Source organism: Paenibacillus sp. FSL R5-0486 (assembly GCF_037975155.1).
Taxonomy (GTDB): domain Bacteria; phylum Bacillota; class Bacilli; order Paenibacillales; family Paenibacillaceae; genus Paenibacillus; species Paenibacillus amylolyticus.
This window is the reverse complement of sequence record NZ_CP150237.1, coordinates 5,299,008-5,323,363: the sequence shown is the minus strand read 5'-3', so window position 1 is coordinate 5,323,363 and position 24,356 is coordinate 5,299,008. Positions and strand designations below refer to the sequence as shown.

Here is a 24,356-nt window from a genome sequence, read left to right as displayed (position 1 = left end):
GTTGAGATGGCAGACTCAGGGTTAATCTATCGCGGAGCAAGGTAACCATACGCTTTAGCCGGAGAGTTCGCCTGAGGACGAAAATCTTCGCTCGGTTCATCCATAAATGCCGGGTTCACATATATGGAGTGTGCATCATTGCCAGATTCCTTGATGTAGGCGGCGATGCCGGAGTAGGCTTTATTTTTCCAAACCCACAGGGCATCTTCCTGCTCACCTGGTGAGTAATAGACATTATGGTCAAACACATTGCCGGTATTGCTAGTATATTCGTTGTATATCAGTACTTCCGAGCTGCCCGATACGAGAATGTTACGCATGAACGTATTGTTCTTTGTCCGTGACTGCATGAATAACTGTCCATTGCCTGCATTCAGGGTATCATTTCCCACAAGTGTATTGTACATAATGTTGCTATCCTCGGTAGCTCCTCGTTCCTCGTCATAACCTCCCATGGCAATCCCCGTCAATCTGTTGGAATAAATCAGGTTATCACGCACGGTAATGTTGCTGGTTGAACGTCCGGCATGCTCTGAGGCAATCTCAATTCCGATATCGCTCCGATATACCCGGTTCTGGTCGATGATATGATCTTTCCCGCCATCTACATAGATGCCGCCGGCCGAGTTGGTATCATTGGGCAGGTCTGTACCGTAGGAGGGATTGTTATTGGACGTAATATCGTATACTTCGTTGCCTCGTACAATGCCGTTCCGAGCCTGATCGTACGTGTCGTCCTCGGACGTACCCTCGTACCCGATCAGATCAATACCAATATTATCGGAATCATGGATGATATTGTCCTGTATGGCAAAGGTATCAACATTACCGTTAACTGCGAGTGACTCGCTTGAACCAAGTGTAAGATCATACAATTCATTATCCTTGATGATGATATCGCGTAAAGCTTGAGGGTGCTCTGTGCCATATATGGCAATACCGTGGGCATCCCTGCCCCGCAAATCGGGACCTTCAGGAGTTGCGTAACTAGCAATCGCGTGTATGGTGTTGCCTAACAGCTGAATATGCTCACCTGCTCCGTGGACATAAATCCCGGTTGGAACTTGGCCCCCGAGTGTGGTCGTGAAGTTACGAATTTCGAGATTCTGAATCGTGATATAACTGGCATTTTCAATTTCAATTAACCCTTCAATGCCCCGAACAGATAAACCTTTACCATCAATGATAACCTGCTCCTGAGGATAACTTGAAAATAGGGTTGGATTAGCGGAAGAATTACCGCTCCGGGTGATTTTGACTTTCTGATGATAGACACCTTCACGCAAATAGATCGTGCTTCCTGGCGAAGCGTGGTCGGCTGCGTGCTGCAACGTTTTCCACGGAGATTGAATGGTTCCTTTATTCGAGTCGTTTCCTTGGGGTGATATGTAATGGATGACCTGGGGATCAGACTTTTGAACAGAAACGGATTCCTTCATGGCAGATGTATGATTCTGACAACCGGATACAAGCACCATCAGAATCGGAATCATAAGTATAACTACGCGAATCAAATCGTTTCCCCCTTGAATTTAGCTTTGAAGATAGATTATAGCAGATTTGAACGGGTTAATAACCCATGATATGCTCTTATAAAATCAGCGAGGAGACTGCTCATGAATACATTAACGATAGCTGAATTAGTAGATCGGGAGAATCACGCATGGGAAGAACTCAAGGAACTCCTGGATAGTGGGCAAAATACATATGTGTATGTTCCAGCAAAACAAGAGGCTGGAGAGGATACCCTCTATCGTCTGCAAATAAGCACCAAATCCTATTTGGGGGCTGTTGCTTATGAGACAGAAGGTATTGTACTGGACCATGGCTGGATCACGTTGCTTGGTGCGGGTGGTGACAGTACATCGGGGAGTCTCACCAGTTGGAATGGTGTGAGTGAGCAACCTTGGGTAGATGTGCTGGAAGGTATGATGGTCGTTGCATATGATGCGGCAGGCGGTTTCTTCGGACTGGATACAGGCAAGTATGGCCGCACGGGACACATATATTATTTTGCACCGGATACACTCGAATGGGAATCGACAGAACTGGCATATTCAGGTTTCATCAACTGGCTGGCGAATGGTGATCTGGAGCAGTTCTATCAGACCTTTCGCTGGAAAGATTGGCAAGAGGATATGTCTCAGCTCCAGCCAGGACAAGTATTTGCGTATTATCCACCACTTTGGACGCAGGAAGGTGACGGCGAGAGCAGCAGTAAAGCCCCAATTAGCATAATGGAGGCCTGGAAGTTCGCACTGGACGGGAAATAGTTGGCATGCTGCTGTAGGACGAAATCAGGAAATTAACCGGTAAGTTCAAGTTCATTGAGTGATCTACTTTTAAAAAAACGGCATTTCTGTTCCAAACTAAAAAAGGCTCGCGCTTGACGCAAGCCTCTTTGTTCTGAACTTTAAACCTCAATTATCAATTGTCCAATGTAACAGGTTTAATGCCTGAGCGTGAAGCTCTGCTATGCCAGACGGTCAACCCGAGTGAAACAACGCAGACGAGCAACAGACAAGCATACACCACATGATAAGCTTGCTCGACCGAGACTCCCGGAATACTGTGCAGCAGCAGCCCACACACGGCTACAGACACCGAACCACCGAAGAACTGAATCAATTGTAACATGCCCATACCGGAACCGATTTGCGCTTTGGGCAGCACACGTGACGCTTCATTATTCAGTGAAGCCATGGAGGCTGACAGTGCCGGTGAGAAAAAGAGATAACCACTGGTAATGATCAAGGCGGACTGATCCAGTCCGAGCGTGAATAAGGCAAGTACCGCTGCGAGCAGGGTGTGTCCGATGATCATAAATCGCATATTGCCATAACGGTCGATCCAGCGTCCAACAAAACGGGTGCAGAATGCTGCAACAATTGCCCCAGGAGCAATCAGCAAACCAATGGCGAGCGAAGAGCGTCCATATAAATCAGCGAGCACAAGCGGCATCAAAAACAGATTTCCCAGATTCACCACCAGCACGCAGAACCCGATAAGGATTAACCGGGTGTATCCTGGCGTTCGGAATACTTGTGGATTCACAAACGGAAGACTCGCTTTCCGAATATACAGGAGGTGTGCAACAAGTGAAATAACGCCAATGGCAAACCACAACCAGGACTGCTGGGTGATCGCGACCAGAAGTGTAGTGGCGTTAATGACGGTTAATATGGCGCCAATCACATCGAACGGCTGATCTGTTTTGACGGATTCACGGGGGAGAAAATAGAGCAATACAGGCAGGGCGAGCAGGACAAGCACCGTTATGGCAAAAAGTCCGTTCCAGCCCCAGTACTCGCTAATGAGTCCGCCGACAATGGGGCCAAGTCCAAAAGCCATGGCGCTACCTGATGAGATCAGCGCGATGGCAGCTCCGCGTCGTTCCACCGGGATGTAACGACTTGCAATGACGAGACCCAGCCCGGCCATAACTCCTGCGCCCGCAGATTGCAGAATACGTGTCAGTAACAAGATCGCGAAGTTATGCGCGAATAACCCCAGCAATGAAGATAATCCCAGGATCAGAAGCCCGACCGTTAACAGTTTGCGTACCGGGATACGGTCTGACAATCGACTGTAAATAACCGTCGACAGGGCGTAACCAATCGAATAACTTGAGATGACCCAAGACCCCAGGTCCGAGGTAATCTGTAGATCTTGAATAATGACTGGCAAAGAAACATTGAACATGGTGGTATTCATCACAACGATGAACAAGCAGCATGTCCAGAGTGGCATGACAATTTTATCTTTCACGGTACCATTCCTGTCTTGGGTATGAATATGAATTCGGATTGAGCTTTGATGAAAATGTGATGAAAAGCAATATATAATTTTACACCCCATTTCATCATATGGCAATAATGTCATACTGTATATTACGCAGTATAAGTGAAATTTAAGAGACGTAGAATCGGAATTTATAGACTAGTTCCCTGAAATTGGGTAAAATGGTGGTTGGAATAAATAAGTTTGAATACATAACTGGATTTGATTATATTTTAAGGAGTTTACAGTATGAATCATTTATTATTAATGTCCCACAGCGTATTTCCGACTCTGGATATGAAGCGAACGGCGCAGTTTTATGAAGAAAAGATGGGCTTTCGGGTGGTCGAATATCTTGATGCCACGGAACCTCATATCTGCCTGTATCGTGATCTTACCGAGATTATTTTAACCCAAAGCAATGGACAGAAAGTTATACCCAACAGAGAATTATATGGCTATGGATATGATGCATATTTTATTACCCAGAACCAGGAAGAGCTTCAGCAGGAATTGATCAACGCAGATGTGAACATCGTACGTGTCCTCAATCATACAGACTATAATAACAAGGAGTTTGTGATCGAGGATATTGATGGACGCTGGATCGCTTTTGGCATCAAACAGGGGTAATTAGATACAGTTAGAAAGCGGATTTATTTAATGCTAATGATGCTCAAATTGATATCGGAGTATGTGAGGGAGTTATCTATATGGTAGAAGGAATTTTTTTGCTGTTTGCCCAGATCGGTTTAATTATTGGAGTTGCGTTAATAGCATCCGGATTAACAAATGGTTCAAAAGGGAAAGAAAAGTTTAAATGGTCGGCGACATTTCCGACGGTATCCTGAGGATTATGTATCCTTAATTTGCGCTTGGCGGTAGTCATTTGCTGAGAAGACCGGCGCAGCTGCACATCGATACGGATAAGGCCGCACGTGCTAGTTCCGGATTTAGTACCGGTGCAGTATGACCATAATTTAGATTCAAATCTCTACAATCAGAAAACGGCGCTTATCTTAAAGATAAACGCCGTTTTTCTATGAAAATATGAAAATGGTTACATAGATTAGTGCACCTTCGCAGCAATATAAGCAGTAGAGCTATTATAAAAATTCTTATAAGTACCCAGATCCCAAGAGAAGGTACTTGGGTCTGAGATATTGGTGTTGATAGATGGTTGTTGTCCGTGTTTCTCAGACCATTTTCCCGTACTGTTCTGCAACATAAAGTGGAAGTCCACCACATCAATACCTACATCGACTTTGCCATTATTGTTGGCATCAATCCAGCCAACTCTATAAGCAATGCGGTGTTCTTCGTCTGTGACAGTAGCTGTCCTACTGGATAGAATTTTCCAACCAGGTTTAAAATACAGTCCATTCGTGTTTCCGTCTTTAACTACAAGGGCTGCTCCAACGCTCGAATTTGTAAAAAATCCTGTGTCATACACATTGGAAACCCCATCACCATCTCCCGGGTTCCAGAAGAAAGGTGCCTTTACCGAATATCCATAACAATTGACACCGCTTGAAGTGACTGCCGAATAAGGCCAAGCGTGACCGTAAGCTGACGCAAATGGCTGTACCATATCAATGTGTGGTGCCAGTTGTATGGTGATTTTCGGAGATACATCGGCATTAGGGTTATCCGGTAAAACAAGGTTTGTTAAGGCTTTGAGTTCCCCAACCGTAGTTTGGTTCCCTTCTTCATCAATAACAATTGTATTATCGCCTTGAAATTTTCCTGCTTTTGCTTTGGCTGTCCCTGACGTTTGAACTTCAGTGAACTTCTCCGTAGTGTACTGATCCGTAGTATCTGGCGAGGCCATAGCGACGGATGCCATACTCACATTAAATAGTAAAGTACAGGTAAGAGCGGCTTTGAAAATTTTCTTCACTTTAAAGATCGACTCCTTCTGTTGGAATAAACAAATAATAACATATAATTCCAATTAATTCCACATGTAGTGAATGAAAAAGAAGCCCAATCAGCTAATGAGAGGGCTACACCATTGGGAATTTTGACTGTCCTTCATCGTTCCTGGTTTCCGATCGTATCCTAGTTCCCGAATGGCAGCCGGTGCAGATGAGCATCTGTCCATCTGTTGATTGGTATATAGATATCAACTTAATGCTTAAATTTTTTGCGAAGATACCCTAGAAATCATCAGTATGGCTGAGAAGTGTACGCTTTGTCTGTGTAAAAAAAACTGTAAACAAACAGGCGCTCCGATAACGGGCGCCTGTTTGTGCATGTTATATCTACAAATCTTACGCCGCAGTAACTTGTTTACCGCGATTACGAATCCACTTGATGACATCCATCAGAATGACGGCGACAAGTGCAAGTCCGCCTGCAATCAGGAACTCATTCCAGCCGAATGTATCCGGGATGGCGAATACACCGCGAACACCTGGAATCAGTGTGATTGCATAGAGACACAGACATACCAGAATGGAGCCAAGCACGAATTTATTGGTCATGAAGCCCACTTGGAAGATGGTTTGTGTGTTGGAACGTGCTGCAAATGTTTGCAGACTGCGTGCGAGAATCAAGGTTGTGAAGGCCATAGCCACACTGATTTCCTCCGAGATGCCAAGTCCTATATATTGGGATACAATAACAGCCGCACCAATAAGGACACCACGTGTAATCACAGCCTGCAGGGTTCCACCTGCGAAGATACCCTCGTTAATATCACGGGGTTTACGCCGCATGACATCTGGCTCGGGTTTCTCTGTACCCAAAGCAATGGCAGGCAGGGAGTCGTTCACCAGATTGATGAACAGCAGCTGAAGGGCCGTAAATGGATTAACCCAGCCGACGATCAAGGCAAACAAAATGGCGATAATCGCGCCGAGGTTACCGGCGAACAGGTATGCGATGGCTTTTTTGATATTATCAAATACCATCCGTCCAACACTAACTGCATTCACGATGGAGACAAAGTTATCATCCGTCAGAATCATGGCAGCCGCATCCTTGGCGACATCTGTTCCGCTACCCATCGCTACGCCGATGTCGGCCTGTTTCAGCGCAGGTGCGTCATTAACTCCATCTCCGGTCATGGCTGCCACTTTGCCTTTACGCTGCCAAGCACGAACAATCCGGATTTTGTTTTCAGGAGATACCCTTGCGTAAACCGAGATGTGTTCAAGTTGTTGATCCAGCTCCTCATCAGACATTTTGTCCAGTTCGGCTCCGGTAATGGCGAGGTCATCCGGTTCGGCAAGGCCGATATCCACACCGATCGCCTGAGCCGTTGTTTTGTGATCTCCAGTGATCATGATGGTGCGAATGCCCGCTTTTTTGGACTCTTCAATAGAACCGTATACCGCTTCACGCGGTGGGTCAATCATCGCTGTCAAACCAACCAGTGTCAGATCATGCTCGTCATCAATGGTGACCTGGTTTTTATCATCGAATTTTTTGTACGCGTAGGCCAGCACACGGAAGGCACGTTTCGAGAAGGCCTCATTTTTTTCTTCAAATTGTGTGCGAATCTCGGGTGTGAGGGGCTGAACCTCACCGTTGATAAACACATGACTACAGCGGCTGAACAGCACATCAGGTCCACCTTTGGTCAGCAAAGCTGTCTGTCCCTCGAAGGTATGCACCGTACTCATGAGCTTTCGATCCGAGTCAAAAGGAAGCTCAGCTTCACGAGGGAACTGGTCACGGATTTCATTGTAATCCTTGTTCACCCGGTTGCTGAAGGCAATCAGGGCCACTTCGGTTGGATCACCCAATTCCTTGCCTTCCTGGTTAATATTCGAATCATTGCAGAGCACTGCAATATGTAACAGACGTCGTTCCTCTTCCGACCACTGATCGGGATCATCGGGGAATTCGTCCTTGGTGCCATGGGGAATGTAATAATCAACAACAGTCATCTTATTCTGAGTTAGTGTTCCTGTTTTATCCGTACAGATGATACTGGCAGAGCCGAGCGCCTCAACGGCAGGCAGTCTGCGAATGATCGCATGTTGTTTGGCCATCTTATTTGTTCCGAGTGACAATACGATAGTCACAATGGAGGATAACGCCTCAGGAATGGCAGCAACTGCAACAGCTACAGCAAACATCAGTGCATTCACGATGGATGGTCCGATATTCTCCGTACCTTCGGTCAACCATACACGACCCGCTTCAATGCCAAAGATGAGAATCGACAAGCCTAGGATGAAAAAGCCCAGTTTTTTGCTGAATGATTCCAACTTGCGTTGTAATGGCGTGTTCTTGGCTTCGGCATTTTCAATCAATTCGGCAATTTTGCCGATTTCGGTTTTGAGAGCCGTACCTGTAATGACAAGCATACCCCGTCCATATACGACGAGTGAGCCACTGAAGGCCATATTGCGACGATCTCCGATTGGAGCCTCATCCGGGATGGTATCGGCGTGTTTCTCCGCAGCTTCGGATTCTCCGGTCAACATGCCTTCGTTGATTTTCAGACTTCCTGATTCCAGGATACGCCCGTCTGCCGGGACATAATCACCTGCATCCAGCATAACAATATCACCGGGAACGAGTTCCCTCGCTGGAATGGTCTTTTTCTGGCCATCACGAATGACCTTGGCTTCGGGTGCAGACATTTGTTTCAGCGCGTCAAGCGAACTCTCGGCTTTTTTGGTCTGAACTACACTGATCACTGCGTTGAGCAAAATAACCAGGAATATGATCAATGATTCAATCAGGTGTCCAAGTACAACCTGTACCGCGGCTGCAATCAGTAGCACGATGACCATCGGATCTTTGAAATTTTCGAGGAACAGTTTCCAGACGGGTGTTGCATCTTTACCTTTTAACTCGTTATATCCTTCCGTTTCAATTCTCTTGGCAGCTTCGGAGGTCGTAAGTCCCTTGGAGGAACTCTGTACATCCTGAAGGGTTTCCTCCGCACTGTGTCTGTAATGTTGCAATTGACCAGCTCCTTGAATATTAGATTTCTCTGTGTATTACCCTTACGGGCAAAATCTAGAATCGTTTCATTTTCGTATTTTTTTAAGATTATGGATTTATACGTTTTTAGCTGTACACAGTATTTTTCATAATGATCCGAGATATGCCTTTTTTTGAATGTTATTATTTCCAGTTTGGATGATAGTCTGGAGAACCATATATAGATGTTGGATCAAAAACTGTGTGCACCATCACACTAGCTCATATCAGGGTCTGTTACGCTATTACATAACGAACTGCCTTAAATCTAAGTTTGGAGGGGAAACCATATGTTTTGTTATCAATGCGAACAGACGCCGAGTGGCGGGTGTACCGTGGTAGGGGTATGCGGCAAAAACGAAACAATCGCAAGTTTGCAGGATACGATGATTTTTGCGTTAAAAGGCATCGCTGCTTATGCGACACATGCACGCCAGTTGGGATATCATGATCCTGAGGTGGATCGGATTACACATGAGGCATTATATATGACATTAACGAACTCGAATTTTAATGTACAGGAACATCTTGAGATGGCGATGAAGGTAGGTAATGCAGCAATCCGCATTATGGATGTGTTGGATCGTGCACACACGGACCGCTTTGGTGTACCGCAACCGATTACGGTTAGCCAGAACCAGATTGAAGGACAGTGCATCGTGGTAACGGGACATAATCTGTATGCATTGGAGGAGTTGCTTCGTCAAACTGAAGGGAAAGGAATCAACATCTATACCCACTCGGAAATGTTGCCTGCGCACGGTTATCCTGCGCTGAAGAAATACGCCCATCTCAAGGGTAATATCGGCAAAGCCTGGTACGATCAGAGAAGACTTTTCGAACAATTCCCGGGTGCTATTCTTGCAACGACGAACTGTGTTATGCCGATCAAAGGCACCTATGCAGACCGCTTTTTCTCCTACGAAGTGGCGGGTCTGGAGGGTGTGGCCAAGATTATGGATGATGACTTCTCACCGCTGATTGAACGTGCATTGTCTCTGCCTGCGGCTAATATACAATCGGAGCAAGTCTTAACGACAGGATATCATCATGAGACCGTGATTGGGCTTGCGCCCGAAATTATTCAAGCGGTGAAAGACGGTCATATTCGTCGATTCTTCGTTATTGCCGGTTGTGATGCGCCAGGCAAAGGTGGCAACTACTATCGTGAACTCGCGACATCCTTACCGAATGATACTGTAATTCTGACCACGTCCTGTGGCAAGTTCCGCTTCAACGATGTGGATTATGGTACGGTTGTAGACACGGGTATACCGCGTTATATCGATCTGGGTCAATGCAACAATTCCGGTTCTACGGTGAAAATTGCAATGGCTTTGGCGGATGCTTTTGGCTGTACCGTGAACGAGTTACCTGTCAGCATTGTGCTGTCCTGGTTTGAGCAAAAAGCAGTTGCGATCCTGCTTGGCCTGTTCAGCCTTGGCATTCAGGACATTCGAATTGGACCAAAGCCGCCTGAGTTCATATCGGAAGGTGTCTTGGATGTACTCGTGGATATGTTTGGTCTGAAGTTAATTACAACGGCAGAAGAAGATATGAACGCGATGTTGGCACTGTCATAGGATGAGGATGTATATTTACGTGCATCGCCATCTGATGACTGCGAATGTCGGTTGTGAGTATGAAGAGTATGACTCATAAGTACAGATGGATAAGAGCCTACATAAGAGTAGGCTTTTTTGCTTTTTCGACTTTCATAGGTCCATATACCTTGTATAAATGAACATGAAATGTCAGGGAAATTAGTTTTTTTATCCTATTGAAGTTTTTTCATGGAAATGTGTATATAGATAGAGGCATATTAGATCATAACACATCACAAAACACGGGTTTACCGTAATATGAGGAGATCGTACATAATGCATAACACACAGATTGAAGATTGGTTGAAACTCGCAGGAGGCAAGGAGAACATCAAGCTCGTAGAACACGATAAGGGTACAACGACGTTGGCGCTGAAGGACAGTACCCTATTGAATATGTCGGTTCTTGCCTCCACAGAGTATGTGGTAGATATTCGAGTAACAAGTGAGCAGTGTCATCTGGTAATTAGTGATGAATCTTCACTAATCTACAATACGTTACTGGGTATGGACGCTTGGGATTCGACAGGGACAGCGTTGCAGGAAGCGGGACATACGAAGAAAAACGGATTCTCGATCTTACATTTTGTATCCGATGTATTCAGGCCATTGATGCCTGCGATTCTTGGAGCCGCTGTTATTAAAATTATAGTCGCCATTATTGCGTTAATGGATACGTACAGTTCTGCGGGCTCTTCTGCGTTGATGGACAGCCAGACCTTTACGATCTTCAGGATCATTGGAGACAGTGTATTTTATGTACTGCCTATATTGGTAGCAATCAGCACAGCGTATCGGTTGAAGAGTAATATCTATGTTGCAGCATCTATTGGCGGACTCATGTTTTATCCGGAGATGACCATGCTGATGTCAGGGGAAAAAGAGGTGCATTTCCTGGGTTTGCCACTTGTGTCCCAGCCTGCTTTTTACTCTACGCCCATCTGGGTCATTCTCACGATCTGTGCAGCGGCCTACCTGGAAAGAGTCATTGAACGATGGAGTCCAAAATTCTCCAAAGGGATGGTTGCTCCATTCCTGACGTTACTGATTCTTGTTCCGCTAGTATTGATGATACTTGGTCCAGTCGGCACCTGGATTGATGAATATCTGCCGGAGGCATTGAATTCACTAGTAGCTAATGCTCCAGTGTTGTCGGTGATGTTACTGGGAGCTGTCTTCTCACTGATGTTAATTATAGGATTACACTACTGGCTGATTGCCATCATCATTAATGAAATGGTTATGAATGGTGGTTCTATGGTGATTGCTGCCATGTTAGTGGCGATTGTTGGACAAGCGGGGGCCGCGCTTGCAAACGCTTTGCGCTCAAAAGAGCCAGCATCCAGAAGACTGGCTTTCTGGGCTACTGGAACAGCCCTCCTTGGAGTGGTAGAGCCTGCATTGTATGCGGTCAACTTGAGAAAAAGATCCTCTTTCTACGCGGCAATGCTGGGTGGAGCTGCGGGTGGACTGTATTTTGGATTGTTATCTGTCGAGGCATTTGCTATGGTGGGGAATCCGAGCTTGGTCAGCCTCCCGCTCTTCATCGAAGAGGGTAGCTTGAATCTGTTACACACTTGCATTGGTGTGGTTATTGCATTTGGTGTCTCAGGTGGACTAACGTATTGGATGGCAGGAAAAGGACAGAAACGGGGACAGGGGTCACCGAAAGCTAGTATTGATTAATATGTAAAACGTAGCATTGAAAAGTAGCATTAAAGTTGTAAGAAAGAGCTTGTACCTTATGGTGCGGGCTTTTTTGTTGTGTTTTTCTGATTAATGTAAGTATGGAATGTACAATCGCTGTCCACCATTTTATTCAAGCCATAGCTTGTTGGTTATGGAGTTGTCATGTATTTTGATATAGTGAAACCTATAAATCTGGATTACTAATCCCTTTGAAAGGATAACCTATGTCTGACAACATGGAATGGATTGCTCAATGGAGGTCAACGAATACACTAAGCAACGCATGGATAACGAAAGGCGAGCTGCACCACTTTCCCAGTCACACCTTGATATTTATTATTGATGGAAAAGCGATCTGGAATATAAATGGACATCGAGTTCACGTTTCCTATGGAGAATTAATTGCGCTTGAAGAGAACTCCGTAATGGAGGTCATTGAAGGTGGCAACCTGGATCTGGCAGGCTGGCATGTTCAGTTCGATACATATTCGGTGCTGCATGATAAACGGGAAGCTGAGAAGTTCGTATGGCGGTTACCGTCAGGAGAGGCGTATCAGAAAGTGCAACTGTCCGGTGGAAGTCTGGCAAGTATCATTCAGCATTGGAGTGAAGTGCATTCACAGGATCAGAGTGCAGAAAGGGTTGGCAATCAGCATTTATTATATGAGTTGTTAAGTAATCTATATCGGAAACAGCCGGATGACGAGTTGAAACCAGAACACGGTATACTTCGCTCCATTGACTACATGCAGCAGCATTATGATCAGGTCATTACACGTACACAGTTAGCTCAGATTGCCGGAATCAGTCCATGGCATTATTCCCGCAAATTTAGTGAACGATATGGTAAGCCACCTCTGGATTATCTGGCACACTACCGGATCTACCGTGCGCAGGAAGAACTGTTATTAACAGATGCAACCTCACAGGATATTGCCAAAAAATCTGGATTTGAAGATGCTCATTATTTTAGCCGGCGCTTCAAACAATTGACTGGCGTATCACCTAAGATATATAGGCAGACGATGACGCAGCGCAAGATGGTGTCACTTTCTCCAATCTGTGCAGAAATTATGATTCATCTGGGTGTCATCCCCCATGCCGTAGTGGTCACCCCGATCCTGTTGTCCCCACATCACCATGAACAATTTAAAGCGTATGGAGTAGAGATGCTGGAGGTAACACAGTATGAGGTGGAGATAGAACTTGTTCGACAAGTTCAACCGGAGATGTTGATAGGAAACGTATTGACGGAAGAGGTCAAAAGGGAGTTGCGCACAATTGCACCGATTCTAACCGGACTTCATCAAGATGTAGAACCAATGCTCAATCAAATGGCAGCCTGGTTTTATAAAGAAGATGAGGCTTATAGACTGCATCAGCAGATGAAACACGAAGTCAGCGTAGCTAAGCGACAGTTGCAACCCTTCATCCAATCCGCGTCCACTGTCATGCTGCTGAGGGTAGAAGCTTTTGGTTATCGATATCTGGGTGGGCATTCACACGGGGTATCACACTTGTTATATGAACAGCTTGGATTAACACTGCCGCAAGCACTGGATTCAGGTACAGCATGGTTTAACCCTTGTTCGCTTGAACTGCTCACACAAGCCAATCCCGATTACCTCTTTGTGGAGAAGCGGATTATGCAGCACTTCAGTGCTGAAGAGAATATGAGGAAACTATGGGAGAGTCCGCAATGGAATGACCTCAAGGCTGTGAAAAATAATCGGGTATTTTACGTAGATACTCACCTGTGGGTAGACGGTCACGGAATAACGGGACACACTCTGATTCTCAATCAGATCATTCGCCATTTTACGGAATCTTTTCATGAGAGAGCACAATAATCCAACTGAATACGCACGATATGCTATGGAAGCAACACTTCTTATTTGATACTATTTGATAATAATTATCATTATCAATATACATAAGGGGCGAAGTATATCATGTCACGAAGATTTAAAGGGTTGGGTATCATGCTGTTGGTGATTAGTGTAATGCTGGCGGCATGTTCCGGTGGAACCAAGGAAGAGAACGCTACAGCTGGAACAGCAGGCGCTCCAACTGAAGGAGTAGCGAGTACTGCAGAACAAACAGCGACTGAAAGTGGGACTAAGGTGGTGAAGGATCAGTTTGGAGAAGTAATGATTCCAACTCATCCTCAAAATCTGGTTGTGTTTGATTCGATTTATGCCGAGTATCTGATTGAAATGGGTGTTACACCCCAAATCGTTTTGTTAACTCCAGAAGTTGAAGCGGAATACCGCCCTGAGTATTTGAAAGAACACGGGGTCCAAATCATTGAAGTCGAGCAATATCAATATAATTATGAGCAGTTGCTTGCGTTGTCACCGGATATGATCCTTGCAGCTGGCGAAGGAATGGAACAGGGCGTATATGATGAATTGTCCAAAATCGCTCCTACAGTGGCACTTGATGCCAACAGTGAAATGAAACGTGCTATGCCAAAGCTGGCTGCCATATTTGACAAGAACGAAGAATCTGCCAAAGTACTGGCTGAATTCGATGAGAAAGCCTCACAAGCGAAAGAGAAAATCGCGGCAGCCTTGGGAGAAAAGACCGTATTGGTTCTCCGGGTTGAGCACAATCGTTACCGTTTCATGGGTCCCAAAGGAGGAAGTAGCAGTGTTTTCTTCTATGATATTCTTGGTCTGAATAGTCCTGATGCTATTAAAGATTCTACAGATTGGTTTAGCCAGTTCTCTCTGGAATTCTTGCCTGAGATGAATCCGGATTATATTTTCCTGGAAGACAGAACCCTCGTAGGTTATGACACGAAGAAATCCATGGAAGATCTGAAAGCAAGCCAGGTGTGGTCGAATCTGGAGGCTGTGAAGAATGATCATGTCTTCCCGTTGAAGACAAGCCAATTCGTATCCGGTGTGGGTCCGATTGGTTCTGTAAAATTGATGGACTATGTTGTTGAAAAGTTGGTGCCTTAAATGACAACGGAGACACAATTGGATATCTACGATATTACGATTATTGGTGGTGGGCCTGCTGGCATGTACGCCTCCTTTTATAGTGGCATGAGAGCCATGCGTACCAAGATCATCGAAGCCAAACAGGAACTGGGTGGATTCATGCGTACGTACCCGGAGAAGCTGATCTGGGATGTGGGCGGGGTTGATCCGATTCGCTGTGAGAAGCTGATTGAATCGCTGGAGAGACAAGCGAGAACGTTCGATCCAACGATTGTGTTTGGGCAGGAAATAGCCGAGCTTGAACGACGTGAAGATGGTGTATTTGTACTCATGTCTAAAACAGGGGAGCGCCATTACACACGTACCATCCTATTATGTGCGGGTAGAGGCATGACTCAGGTGCAAAAGCTGGATGTCGAGGGTGCCAATCGGTATGAGCTGACAAATCTGCACTATACGATAACCGACCTGTCCCGATTTGCCGGGAAGCGTGTTCTGATCTCGGGTGGTGGCGATTCCGCAGTCGACTGGGCGAATGAAATGGGCAAAATAGCAAGTGAAGTTACGGTGGCACACAGACGTCATGAATTTACCGGACACGAGTCGCCAGTTGCTCAGATGAAAGCTCAAGCGAGCGTCATGACGCCATTTAACATCTCACGCTTATACGGTACAGGTGACAAAATCGATCGTGTTGAGCTAGCCCATGTAGAAACTGGTGAGATCACACTTGTTGAAGTGGATGAAGTTGTTGTAAGCCATGGGTATGATCGTGATTTCGGTAACCTTGTGCAATGGGGACTGGCGCGGGAAGATTACGGCGTGTCCGTTGATCAGCGCATGCGTACCAACATTCCAGGCATATTTGGAGCAGGGGACTTCATCACTTATGGAAGCAAAGTTCGACTGATTGCAGGTGCTTTTAACGATGCGGTGCTCGCAGTCAACAGTGCCAAGACGTATCTGGAACCTGCTGCTTCCGATATGGCGGGTGTCTCTTCCCATAATGCCCGTTTTTATGAGAAAAACAAAGCTCTCTCCAATACGTAGATAGGTTTGCACGGATGGAAGGCAATCTGAAGAGCCCGACACAATTTCGAGATCTCCTCGAAATTGTTCGGGCTTTTTTCAATAGAATGATGAAGTAAGGAAATGAAATACAAGTTGAAGAAATGATATAATCATAACAAAGAAATATGAAAGATCACTATGGGAGGTAGCAGATGAAAAATATAAACAAATTTATATCTTCTCCTCTTGAATTTGAGGTCTTGGAGCATGACCAGGTGATTGCCAAAGTGAAGTTGGATTATAGCAATCAAACGGTTGATGTATGGCAAGATCACAATGTATCGCCTGTGTTTCTTCCTTTTCCAAACAAGTCCAAGGTGACCGTAGGGGATGTACTGGATTATTTCGAATCAAGATGTTTCCCTCGCACCAGACATCATGCCGATAAAATTTTGCAATCATTAGGTCTGAATGATTATGTAGCTTCGGAGATCGTAAAACAAACACATGGTGTGTTATATGATGATTATGTCTGGATTCGATTTTCTAATGAGGAGTTGTCTTGTGCTGATGTCCATCCCCGTTTTGCAGGTGAGCAAGGATTCTCGTAAGACTTTTGTCAGTAGTAGCAAGATTTTGAGATAGTTGCTCAGATTCGAAAGTATGAACACTTATTTTTGTAACTAGATATTTATAGTCTTTCGGCTTATGATCATTGACGACAGCGAGATATTCATACCAAATAAAACAGCGCCACCTGAATCGTTCTGGTGGGCGCTGTTTGTGTAATCTTTTTTGAGCTGGATAAAAACTTGAATCCCAGATTGCCGATCTTGGCGAATGGATAGATGATTTTCTAAGGAACTCAGGACATCTTATTTGGCCTTCCGCTCCTCTTCTTAAATTCTAAGGAACCTCAGACACGTTATCTACCAAAATGCCCTTATAAAAACACTGAAAACGGCTTGTTAATCGGATATAGAGTGTCTCAAGTTCCTTAGATTTCTGCACGCGCTTCAAATCGTTGAATAAGACGCCTCAGATTCGTTAGCGCTCGCTCCATATTTTGATCTAACCGGCGGCGAGCCGAGAGAACGACCCTGAATCCCGCCCAAAGCGAAGTTTTTCATTGTAAGGAAGAAAATCTGCTTTCACGACGTCTTGATCGCTTGCTCGTACTTGAAGGGCACGTTCTCATACATTCAGGATTCAGTGCGCTTGCCTACGCTGAACACGTTCAGGTTCGGTTTCGGGTCTCACTAGATTTGAAAACTCGCGCTAATTCAGCTCAGTCTGTCCACTTGCGAGTCGATCTGCGATCTCTTCGGCTTGTAGAATGGAGGTATAGGGATCAGCAGTGAAATATTTATGAATATCCAGTTTGTAGATATGGTCGTTCTGCACCGCAGGCAGATTGTCCCAGACGGTAGGCAACAGGGAGTGATCTTTCGTGCCTTCTGTAACCATCATCAGCAGGTAATCACCTACATACTCTCCAAAGACCTCCGCGCTAGCTTCCAGATTTTCTTTGCCTTGGTCCAGAAGATCTGATTTTACCTTGGGTGCCGGAGTTAGTCCAAGCAATTCATAGGCTGCTCTTCCACCACGATTGGCGCTGTTGCCGATAATGGCTGGGTTCTTCAAAAAGTTAAAATCGGCAACGGTGAAGGTGGCACCGTCCGGAATGACACCTTTAATTTTGGCCTGAGCTGTTGCGATCCGTTGTTTAAATGATTCGTTCCAAGTTATAGCTTCTGCTTCGCGGTTCAGAATCTCGCCCATGGCTGTCACTTCTGCTTCCATGGAATCATACTGATCGGGTACGAATACGACAGTCGGAGCGATTTTGGAATAGGTCTGAAATTTCTCCTGGTCCCATGTGATAATCAGATCCGGTTCCAGCTCTACCATTTTCTCAAGTGAAACCTCACTATGGTTACCCAAATCGGCGCTATCCACAAGTTTGTCACGCAGGAACATTCCATAATCCAGCAGGCTGCTCGGCACACCAACGGGTGTTACGCCGACAGCCAGAACATGTCCTATATTCCAATCAACAACTACTCGCTCTGGGTTGAGGGGGACTGTAACGTCTCCCATCATCGTGGAGATTGTTCTTGTCTGTGGTGTGGTGTTTCCTGTTTCTGTTGCCCCAGGTTTCACCGTCTCTTTCTGGTTACAACCACTAATGAAAATGGCCATGATCAGCAAAGCAGGCAGGGCGATACGATACCAAGCTTTCTTAGACAACATGACGAACCCTCTTTCTAATTGATAATGATTTTCATTTAATATAACTCTAGAGTCAATCTGACGATTGCACAATAACCGATTCGGAAGCGGAAGCATAACCATTTCAGAACTCAATCGACAGGTTGAACTGAGAATGATTATCATATATGATGAGGCGAAGCTTTGGATGTGGTAACGAGGAAACACAAAGAAAGGTCCATGACGATGAACATAGAAGAATACGGGGCATTATGGGAGCATATAACAGTCCGATTACTGGATATTCGGATCATGACCGTTAACATCAGTGAAGATCCTAATACGTGGACGCTTCCCTCGAATGCTTTTTTACTAATTACGAATGGCAAGGGGAAGATCTGGCTTGGTCAGGCGATGCATCACATTAAAGGGACATATATTCTGCACGCCTCCAAAGGAACGAGCCTGGATTGTCTGGCTAAGAGGCCGATGGAAATACATATGGTGTCTTATTCGTCACCAGAGTCAGAGAAGCCAAATACTGAAAGATCCCAAACATATACTGGGTCGGAGTCTTTGCAAGTAAGTTTTGGTTTTGAACCAGCGTGTCCATTGCCATTAATTGAAATCATGCAGTTGATATACAGACAATGGAATGAACTACAGTCAGCAGGCCGGATTCAAACCAAGGCGCTGTTCTACCAATGGCTCGCCGAGATGCTGAAACAAATGCAGGAGCAGAGGTTTAACGATGCTAAGCTGAATCGGGTAGATCAGGCGGTGCATTATATGAAACGTCACTACGGGGAACCACTCAAGATAGAACAGGTAGCTGAAATGCTGAATTGTAGTCCAAGGTATCTGAACCAATTGTTTCAGCTTCAATTAAATACGAGTCCCAGCCGTGTGCTGTCACAGATTCGGATGGAACAGGCATTAAAACTACTGGTGAGCACGAATGGGACCTTACAAGAAATCGCGGAGAGAGTAGGCTATGAGAACGGCTACACGCTAAGTCGTTATTTCAAGAAACATTATGGTGTATCTCCTGAGTTTTACAGAAAGCGTCGAGAGTGCGGTGCTCCAGATGTAGCCCTGCAAACATCCCAACCACATGCCGCTCTGGAAAGTCATTATTCGGGATGGAGCGAACGAACGGTACCCATAGTTGAAGCTGACAAAAACCAGCCAAAACAGAAGATTATAGAACTACAAGGAGTCCAAGTGAGGAAACCCCCAGCGCCCGCGGTACCAAGAGCCAGAACTCTAAAACTTGCCACAAGCATGGGCGAGATTACGATACCGACCAAGCCTAGCCGTGTTGTCGTGGACTGGAATTTGGGAGAAGTGCTGGCATTGGGAGTGACGCCTCTCGGAGCGCCGCATTCACTCATTGAAAGTAACCAAATGCTGGAGCCTTATATCTATGATCAAGTACAGGATATCGGCAATCATAATTTTATCTCGCTCGAAAAAGTGCTTGAACTGGAGCCCGATTTGATTATCACCTGGAATCCTGCTACCTACGCTTCCTATGCCCGGATTGCGCCTACGGTGGTCTATGGAGGGAGTGGTTACGGCTCTGTAGCAGAGGGGATTCGAGAGATGGGACGTATTCTGAATCGCCAGACAGAAGCCGAAACATGGATTAAGGAATACGGTCGGAGAGTACATTCTTTGCAGCAAACGATCCCGGGCAAGGTCTCCGCAGAGAAGACATTTACCGTCATTGATCCGAACTGGGGAGAACATATTACCCTTGTGGGAAATACGGGAACTCGTGGAGGTAAGGCAGCCTACGGGTTACTGAACTTGAGGCCAGCAGGCAAGGTTCGCCAGGAACTATTGGAGCCGGGCCTGGAATACCTGGATATTGCGCGGAGTGCGGTAGGTGGGTACCTGGAGGACTACCTGTTGGTGTTGGATAATGGTCCAAGACACGGACTTGATCAAGCTTCAGGCAAACCATGGCAGAAGTCCATCGAGACAGATCATTGCCGGATTATTAGCCTTGACTGGAATAGATATTTTCTCTCCGACCCGTTGTCTGCAGTACTTCAAGCCGAGGAAATGGCAGACCGGATTATGGCATATTAATTGTCGCTCACGCAATGAACTGTAAGACTTATCGACCAGATATCATACATATATGCATATCCCGAAATGAACCAACCATATATGTGAATATCTGGTGAATTTATCGATGTTTAAGTCCATCATAGTTTATTCTCTATTATACTTAATGAAAACGGACGAGGAGATGGACTCCAAATGAAGAAACAAATGTGGATCATTGCAAGTGTTGCAGTTGTAATTGTAATCGGAACCTATCTGTTTGCAAACAATACGGGCAAGGATGAGGCGGGCACAGCCAATGCGCCCAACATCCGAAAATTGGTGGAAGATATCAGCACAGGAAAAGAGACACCGGAATCTGCCTCCATTAATGCCAAACAGTTAATCGTCACCGATCAAGATGAAAAAACCATTACATATGATTTGCCTGAGAACGAATTTTTCCTTTCCATTGCACCCTATGTGGACCAGACCCATCCCTGTGCAATTCATAGCTTGACCGGTTGTCAGGGGGAAATGAGCAATAAGGAATTTAGCGTTACCATTCACGATTCTCAAGGCAACACTTTTATGAAAGATGAAGTAATTAAGTCTGGTGCAAACGGATTTATGGATTTTTGGGTGCCTAGAGACAGAACCTATCTGATTCGTATTGTTGGAGATGGAAAGGTTGCAGAAACGCAATTGTCTACATACGAAAATGATAATACATGCATCACTACGATGCAGTTGAGTTAATGCAAACAGTAGAAGGGAAGGATGGCCATTGAGCTATCCCTTTCCTTTTTTATTTGATAAAAGAATGGGAATAAGGTACTTTCCATTGACAAAAATCCATTCCTACGGCATAATCCAATAGTGATAATGATAATTGTTATCATATAAATACATATTAACAGGGGAGAAAAGAGATATGAAAAAAGGGTTGAATGGACTGTTGATTATGCTGGCCTTTGTGCTGGTTTTGGCGGGTTGTGGTAAAACCACGACTACAACAGATACAAGTCAAGGTAGTGACTCGGGTAGTGCTCCGGCTGAAGAGACAGCAGGTCCTGTTACCGTGAAGCATAAACGTGGAGAGCTTAAGCTGGACAAGCCAGCAGAACGTGTCGTTACGCTTGAATGGACATATACGGAAGATGTTGTTGCCCTGGGTGTTCAACCAGTAGGTAACGCAGATAACGCTAACTATAAAGTGTGGGTAACATCCGAAGCAGCACTGGATGACAGTGTAACGGATATCGGAACACGCAGTGAACCAAATCTGGAAGCTATTGCTGCATTGAAGCCAGATCTCATCATTGCTAATGCAGATAATAACACAGCGGTCTACGATCAGCTTAACGCTATTGCTCCAACGATTGAATATGATCCGTATGATGGTGACGGCTATGATTATGACAAGATGACAGAGATCTTTAATAACATTGCAACGGCTCTCGGAAAAGAAGACAAAGCAAAACAAGTTCTGAGTGATCTCGATCAACACTATGTAGAAGCCAAAGAAAAACTGGCTGCTGCGGGGAAAGAAAACTTCAACTTTGCACTGACACAAGCGTTCACATATCAAAATGCAGTCAGCCTGCGTATGTTTACCGATAACTCGGTTGTGATTGGTACCTTGGACAAAATCGGACTGGTTAACGACTGGCAGCCTGACAAAGTTGAAAACTATGGCTTCTCTACAGTAGGCATTGAATCCTTAACCGATGTGAAGGACAGTAACTTCATTTATATTACACAACCAGACGATGACGTCTTTGGCACAGCTATGAAAGATAACTCGGTATGGAACGGACTGAACTTTGTGAAGGAAAAACGCACATATCAACTCGATAGCACAACATGGACATTTGGTGGACCGATCTCCTCCAAAGTATTGGTTGATGGGGTAGTCGAGGCGATTACCAAATGAGTTCGGTTCAAGGATCTAAGCCAGCTATGAATTGGCGCACAATTAGCATATATGGGGGCGGTCTAACCGCTCTCATCGTGCTTTTTTTTGTAAGTCTGTGTTATGGAGAAGCTTCCATTCCTTTGCATGTCGTTTGGGACGCTCTTACAGGCAGACAGGATTCATTAGAGCACAATATGGTCTGGGACTTGCGCATGCCGCGTACAGTGATTGGTATCCTTGCGGGTGGCGCACTGGCTGTTGCGGGCGCTTTGCTGCAAACGATTACTCGTAATCCATTGGCTGCTTCAGATACGCTGGGCATTAATGCAGGAGCATACTTTGTGGTGGTGCTGGGAGCTATCGCTTTTCCAGGTCTATTAAGTCAGTCGCCTTTTCTTTTCGCAGCACTAGGTGGTTTGCTGGCAGCATTTGCGGCTTATTTCATGGGCGGCGGACGAACATCAAGCCCGGTTCGACTTGCGTTGTCCGGTATGATTGTATCAATGGTGCTTGGTTCATTTACAAGTGCATTACATATTTTTTTCTCCATGGAGACACAAGGGTTGTTCCTTTGGGGCTCCGGAACACTTGTCCAGAATGACTGGAGTGGTGTGTTTTATGCTTTGCCTTGGGTGGTTGGTATTACCCTTCTCGCGTTAATCCTGTCCAGACAGTGGGATATGCTGGAGTTGGATGAATCAACGGCTTCTTCCTTGGGACAAAAGGTTACATTGGCTCGTGCAGTAGGGTTAATTCTTGCTGTATTGCTGGCCGCTGTGATTGTCAGTGTAATTGGGCCGATCGGCTTCGTGGGACTGGTCGCACCACATCTGGTTCGATTGAGTGGTGTACGTTCTAATCGATTACTTTTACCCGGTGTGTTCATATGGGGCGCAGCGCTCCTGGTTGGAGCAGATGTCCTCGCCAAGATGGTGCATAACTCCAGCATGGAACTACCAACGGGTGCTGTTATGGCGATCATTGGTGCACCGTGGCTCATCTGGCTTGTTCTTACACGGATGAAGGCTGCGAACGGATCAGGCATGTCTACTTCAATGAGCACAGGAGGAGCTGCGCGTCGTTTTGCATTTGGCCCGATGGCTGTATTATTCTCAGTCATAACGGTCGTGCTTATCTTGCTCAGTACGATGTTTGGCGGTATGCGAATTCCTCTGGCCGATTGGTTACCAAGTCTGTTCCAATCGGATGGATTGTTCTCCGCGCTGATTCAGCTTCGGATTCCGCGTACTCTTGTTGCCGCAGGTGCAGGAGCTGCACTGGCAATCAGTGGTGTGCTCATTCAGATGGCGGTACGTAACCCGCTGGCAGATGCTTCAATTGTTGGTGTGTCCTCAGGTGCAGGGCTTGGAGCGATGATGGTCATCATTTTATGGCCGGGTCTTCCGATATACTTGCTGCCAATTGCGGCAATCATCGGTGCAGCCATTGCTGCAGTGGTGGTGTTCTCCCTCGCCTGGAAGAAAGGACTGAACCCTTCGGCGGTTGTGTTGCTGGGGATCGCGATGTCTGCGATTGCTGGAGCAGGTATTCAGATTCTGATTGTCCGTGGTGCGGTATACGGTAGCAGCGGATATATCTGGCTGACAGGAAGCACCTATGCTCGTACCTGGGAACAGGTGAGGGTTATCGGATTATTTTTAGTTATTCTGGTACCGGTGGCTTGGTGGTTGGCACGCAGATTCGAACTGCTGGTATTTGACGACAATAGTGCATCCGGGCTTGGTCTCGGAGTACGTCGTACACGATTATTGGCCATGACAGTTGGTGTATTACTTGCAGCAGGTGCGGTTGCTTGTGTAGGAACCGTTGGTTTTATCGGCCTGATTGCACCACATATGGTACGGCTACTGACGGGGAATAAGTTAAGACGATCCATGTTCCTATCCGCATTAGCGGGTGCAGTCATGCTGGTGCTCGCCGATACAATCGGCAGAACCGTCATGGCACCGACAGAGATTCCATCAGGCATACTCATTGCGATCATCGGAACACCGTACTTCCTGTATCTGATGTATCGTTCCAACTGGCGCAAGTCTGTATAAAAAGTTCAAACCTGAAGCCTGCTCCCCGAGCAGGCTTTTTGCTGTCACGGTATGCCCTCCAGCCATGATCTTATGTTCCTGTTTAACCCGGTTGCATAGATATTGGATCATTGGACCTGACGTGTGGTAC

Annotated in this window: 18 protein-coding genes; 13 read left to right on the top strand and 5 right to left on the bottom strand. The window is 45.8% G+C overall.

From position 1 onward, the window contains the following. Positions 1 to 26: 26 nt before the first annotated feature. Positions 27 to 1,514: a DUF5123 domain-containing protein gene (locus tag MKY01_RS23650; protein WP_339283806.1), complete on the bottom strand. Its 1,488-nt coding sequence runs from the start codon at positions 1,512 to 1,514 to the stop codon at positions 27 to 29. Between the two features lie 102 nt (positions 1,515 to 1,616). On the opposite strand from MKY01_RS23650, the gene MKY01_RS23645 reads away from it, so the two are divergent. Further along, positions 1,617 to 2,273: a DUF2625 domain-containing protein gene (locus MKY01_RS23645; protein ID WP_339283804.1), complete on the top strand. Its 657-nt coding sequence runs from the start codon at positions 1,617 to 1,619 to the stop codon at positions 2,271 to 2,273. Between the two features lie 154 nt (positions 2,274 to 2,427). Here MKY01_RS23645 and MKY01_RS23640 read toward each other — a convergent pair whose 3' ends face one another. Continuing rightward, positions 2,428 to 3,768 (bottom strand): MFS transporter, encoded by a 1,341-nt coding sequence (locus MKY01_RS23640; protein ID WP_339283802.1) that lies wholly within the window; start codon positions 3,766 to 3,768, stop codon positions 2,428 to 2,430. A gap of 261 nt (positions 3,769 to 4,029) precedes the next feature. Between MKY01_RS23640 and MKY01_RS23635 the strand changes: the two genes are divergently transcribed. Then, a complete protein-coding gene (locus MKY01_RS23635; protein ID WP_339283800.1) occupies positions 4,030 to 4,413 on the top strand; it encodes a VOC family protein in 384 nt (127 codons plus the stop codon). 80 nt (positions 4,414 to 4,493) lie between these two features. Then, a complete protein-coding gene (locus MKY01_RS23630) occupies positions 4,494 to 4,631 on the top strand; it encodes a hypothetical protein (protein ID WP_339283798.1) in 138 nt (45 codons plus the stop codon). A gap of 218 nt (positions 4,632 to 4,849) precedes the next feature. Here MKY01_RS23630 and MKY01_RS23625 read toward each other — a convergent pair whose 3' ends face one another. Together MKY01_RS23625 and MKY01_RS23620 are read right to left on the bottom strand one after the other, a co-directional pair. Further along, positions 4,850 to 5,680, bottom strand: a complete 831-nt coding sequence (locus MKY01_RS23625) for a hypothetical protein (protein WP_127550115.1) — start codon at positions 5,678 to 5,680, stop codon at positions 4,850 to 4,852. 373 nt (positions 5,681 to 6,053) lie between these two features. Then, positions 6,054 to 8,705, bottom strand: coding sequence for a cation-translocating P-type ATPase (locus MKY01_RS23620; RefSeq protein ID WP_253502319.1), 2,652 nt, complete (start codon positions 8,703 to 8,705; stop codon positions 6,054 to 6,056). A gap of 309 nt (positions 8,706 to 9,014) precedes the next feature. On the opposite strand from MKY01_RS23620, the gene hcp reads away from it, so the two are divergent. The 6 genes from hcp to MKY01_RS23590 all read left to right on the top strand — a co-directional run bounded on the left by hcp (position 9,015) and on the right by MKY01_RS23590 (position 16,590). Beyond that, positions 9,015 to 10,307, top strand: a complete 1,293-nt coding sequence (gene hcp, locus MKY01_RS23615; protein ID WP_339283796.1) for a hydroxylamine reductase — start codon at positions 9,015 to 9,017, stop codon at positions 10,305 to 10,307. 297 nt (positions 10,308 to 10,604) lie between these two features. After that, positions 10,605 to 12,014: a PTS transporter subunit EIIC gene (locus MKY01_RS23610; RefSeq protein WP_339283794.1), complete on the top strand. Its 1,410-nt coding sequence runs from the start codon at positions 10,605 to 10,607 to the stop codon at positions 12,012 to 12,014. A gap of 227 nt (positions 12,015 to 12,241) precedes the next feature. Beyond that, entirely contained in the window at positions 12,242 to 13,867 is a 1,626-nt protein-coding gene (locus MKY01_RS23605) for a helix-turn-helix domain-containing protein (protein WP_339283792.1), read from the top strand. A 102-nt stretch (positions 13,868 to 13,969) separates the two neighbouring features. Continuing rightward, positions 13,970 to 14,986 (top strand): ABC transporter substrate-binding protein, encoded by a 1,017-nt coding sequence (locus tag MKY01_RS23600; RefSeq protein ID WP_036617457.1) that lies wholly within the window; start codon positions 13,970 to 13,972, stop codon positions 14,984 to 14,986. After that, positions 14,987 to 16,018, top strand: a complete 1,032-nt coding sequence (locus tag MKY01_RS23595; protein ID WP_339283790.1) for an NAD(P)/FAD-dependent oxidoreductase — start codon at positions 14,987 to 14,989, stop codon at positions 16,016 to 16,018. 173 nt (positions 16,019 to 16,191) lie between these two features. After that, on the top strand, positions 16,192 to 16,590 hold the full coding sequence (locus MKY01_RS23590; protein WP_127550127.1) for a hypothetical protein: 399 nt from the start codon (positions 16,192 to 16,194) through the stop codon (positions 16,588 to 16,590). A 667-nt stretch (positions 16,591 to 17,257) separates the two neighbouring features. On the opposite strand, the gene MKY01_RS23585 is transcribed toward MKY01_RS23590, so the two are convergent. After that, complete coding sequence (locus MKY01_RS23585) at positions 17,258 to 18,232, bottom strand: ABC transporter substrate-binding protein (protein WP_164783361.1); 975 nt, start codon at positions 18,230 to 18,232, stop codon at positions 17,258 to 17,260. Between the two features lie 204 nt (positions 18,233 to 18,436). On the opposite strand from MKY01_RS23585, the gene MKY01_RS23580 reads away from it, so the two are divergent. The 4 genes from MKY01_RS23580 (at position 18,437) to MKY01_RS23565 (ending at position 24,226) form a co-directional block, all read left to right on the top strand. Beyond that, positions 18,437 to 20,287 carry an AraC family transcriptional regulator gene (locus MKY01_RS23580; protein ID WP_339283786.1) on the top strand — a complete coding sequence of 617 codons (1,851 nt, stop codon included), beginning with the start codon at positions 18,437 to 18,439 and terminating at the stop codon, positions 20,285 to 20,287. A gap of 174 nt (positions 20,288 to 20,461) precedes the next feature. Next, positions 20,462 to 21,004 carry a CueP family metal-binding protein gene (locus MKY01_RS23575; RefSeq protein ID WP_036668628.1) on the top strand — a complete coding sequence of 181 codons (543 nt, stop codon included), beginning with the start codon at positions 20,462 to 20,464 and terminating at the stop codon, positions 21,002 to 21,004. Between the two features lie 175 nt (positions 21,005 to 21,179). Continuing rightward, positions 21,180 to 22,181 carry an iron-siderophore ABC transporter substrate-binding protein gene (locus tag MKY01_RS23570; protein WP_127550133.1) on the top strand — a complete coding sequence of 334 codons (1,002 nt, stop codon included), beginning with the start codon at positions 21,180 to 21,182 and terminating at the stop codon, positions 22,179 to 22,181. After that, a complete protein-coding gene (locus MKY01_RS23565) occupies positions 22,178 to 24,226 on the top strand; it encodes an iron ABC transporter permease (RefSeq protein ID WP_036617472.1) in 2,049 nt (682 codons plus the stop codon). The genes MKY01_RS23570 and MKY01_RS23565 overlap by 4 nt, the downstream gene beginning before the upstream one ends. The last annotated feature ends 130 nt before the right edge of the window (positions 24,227 to 24,356 follow it).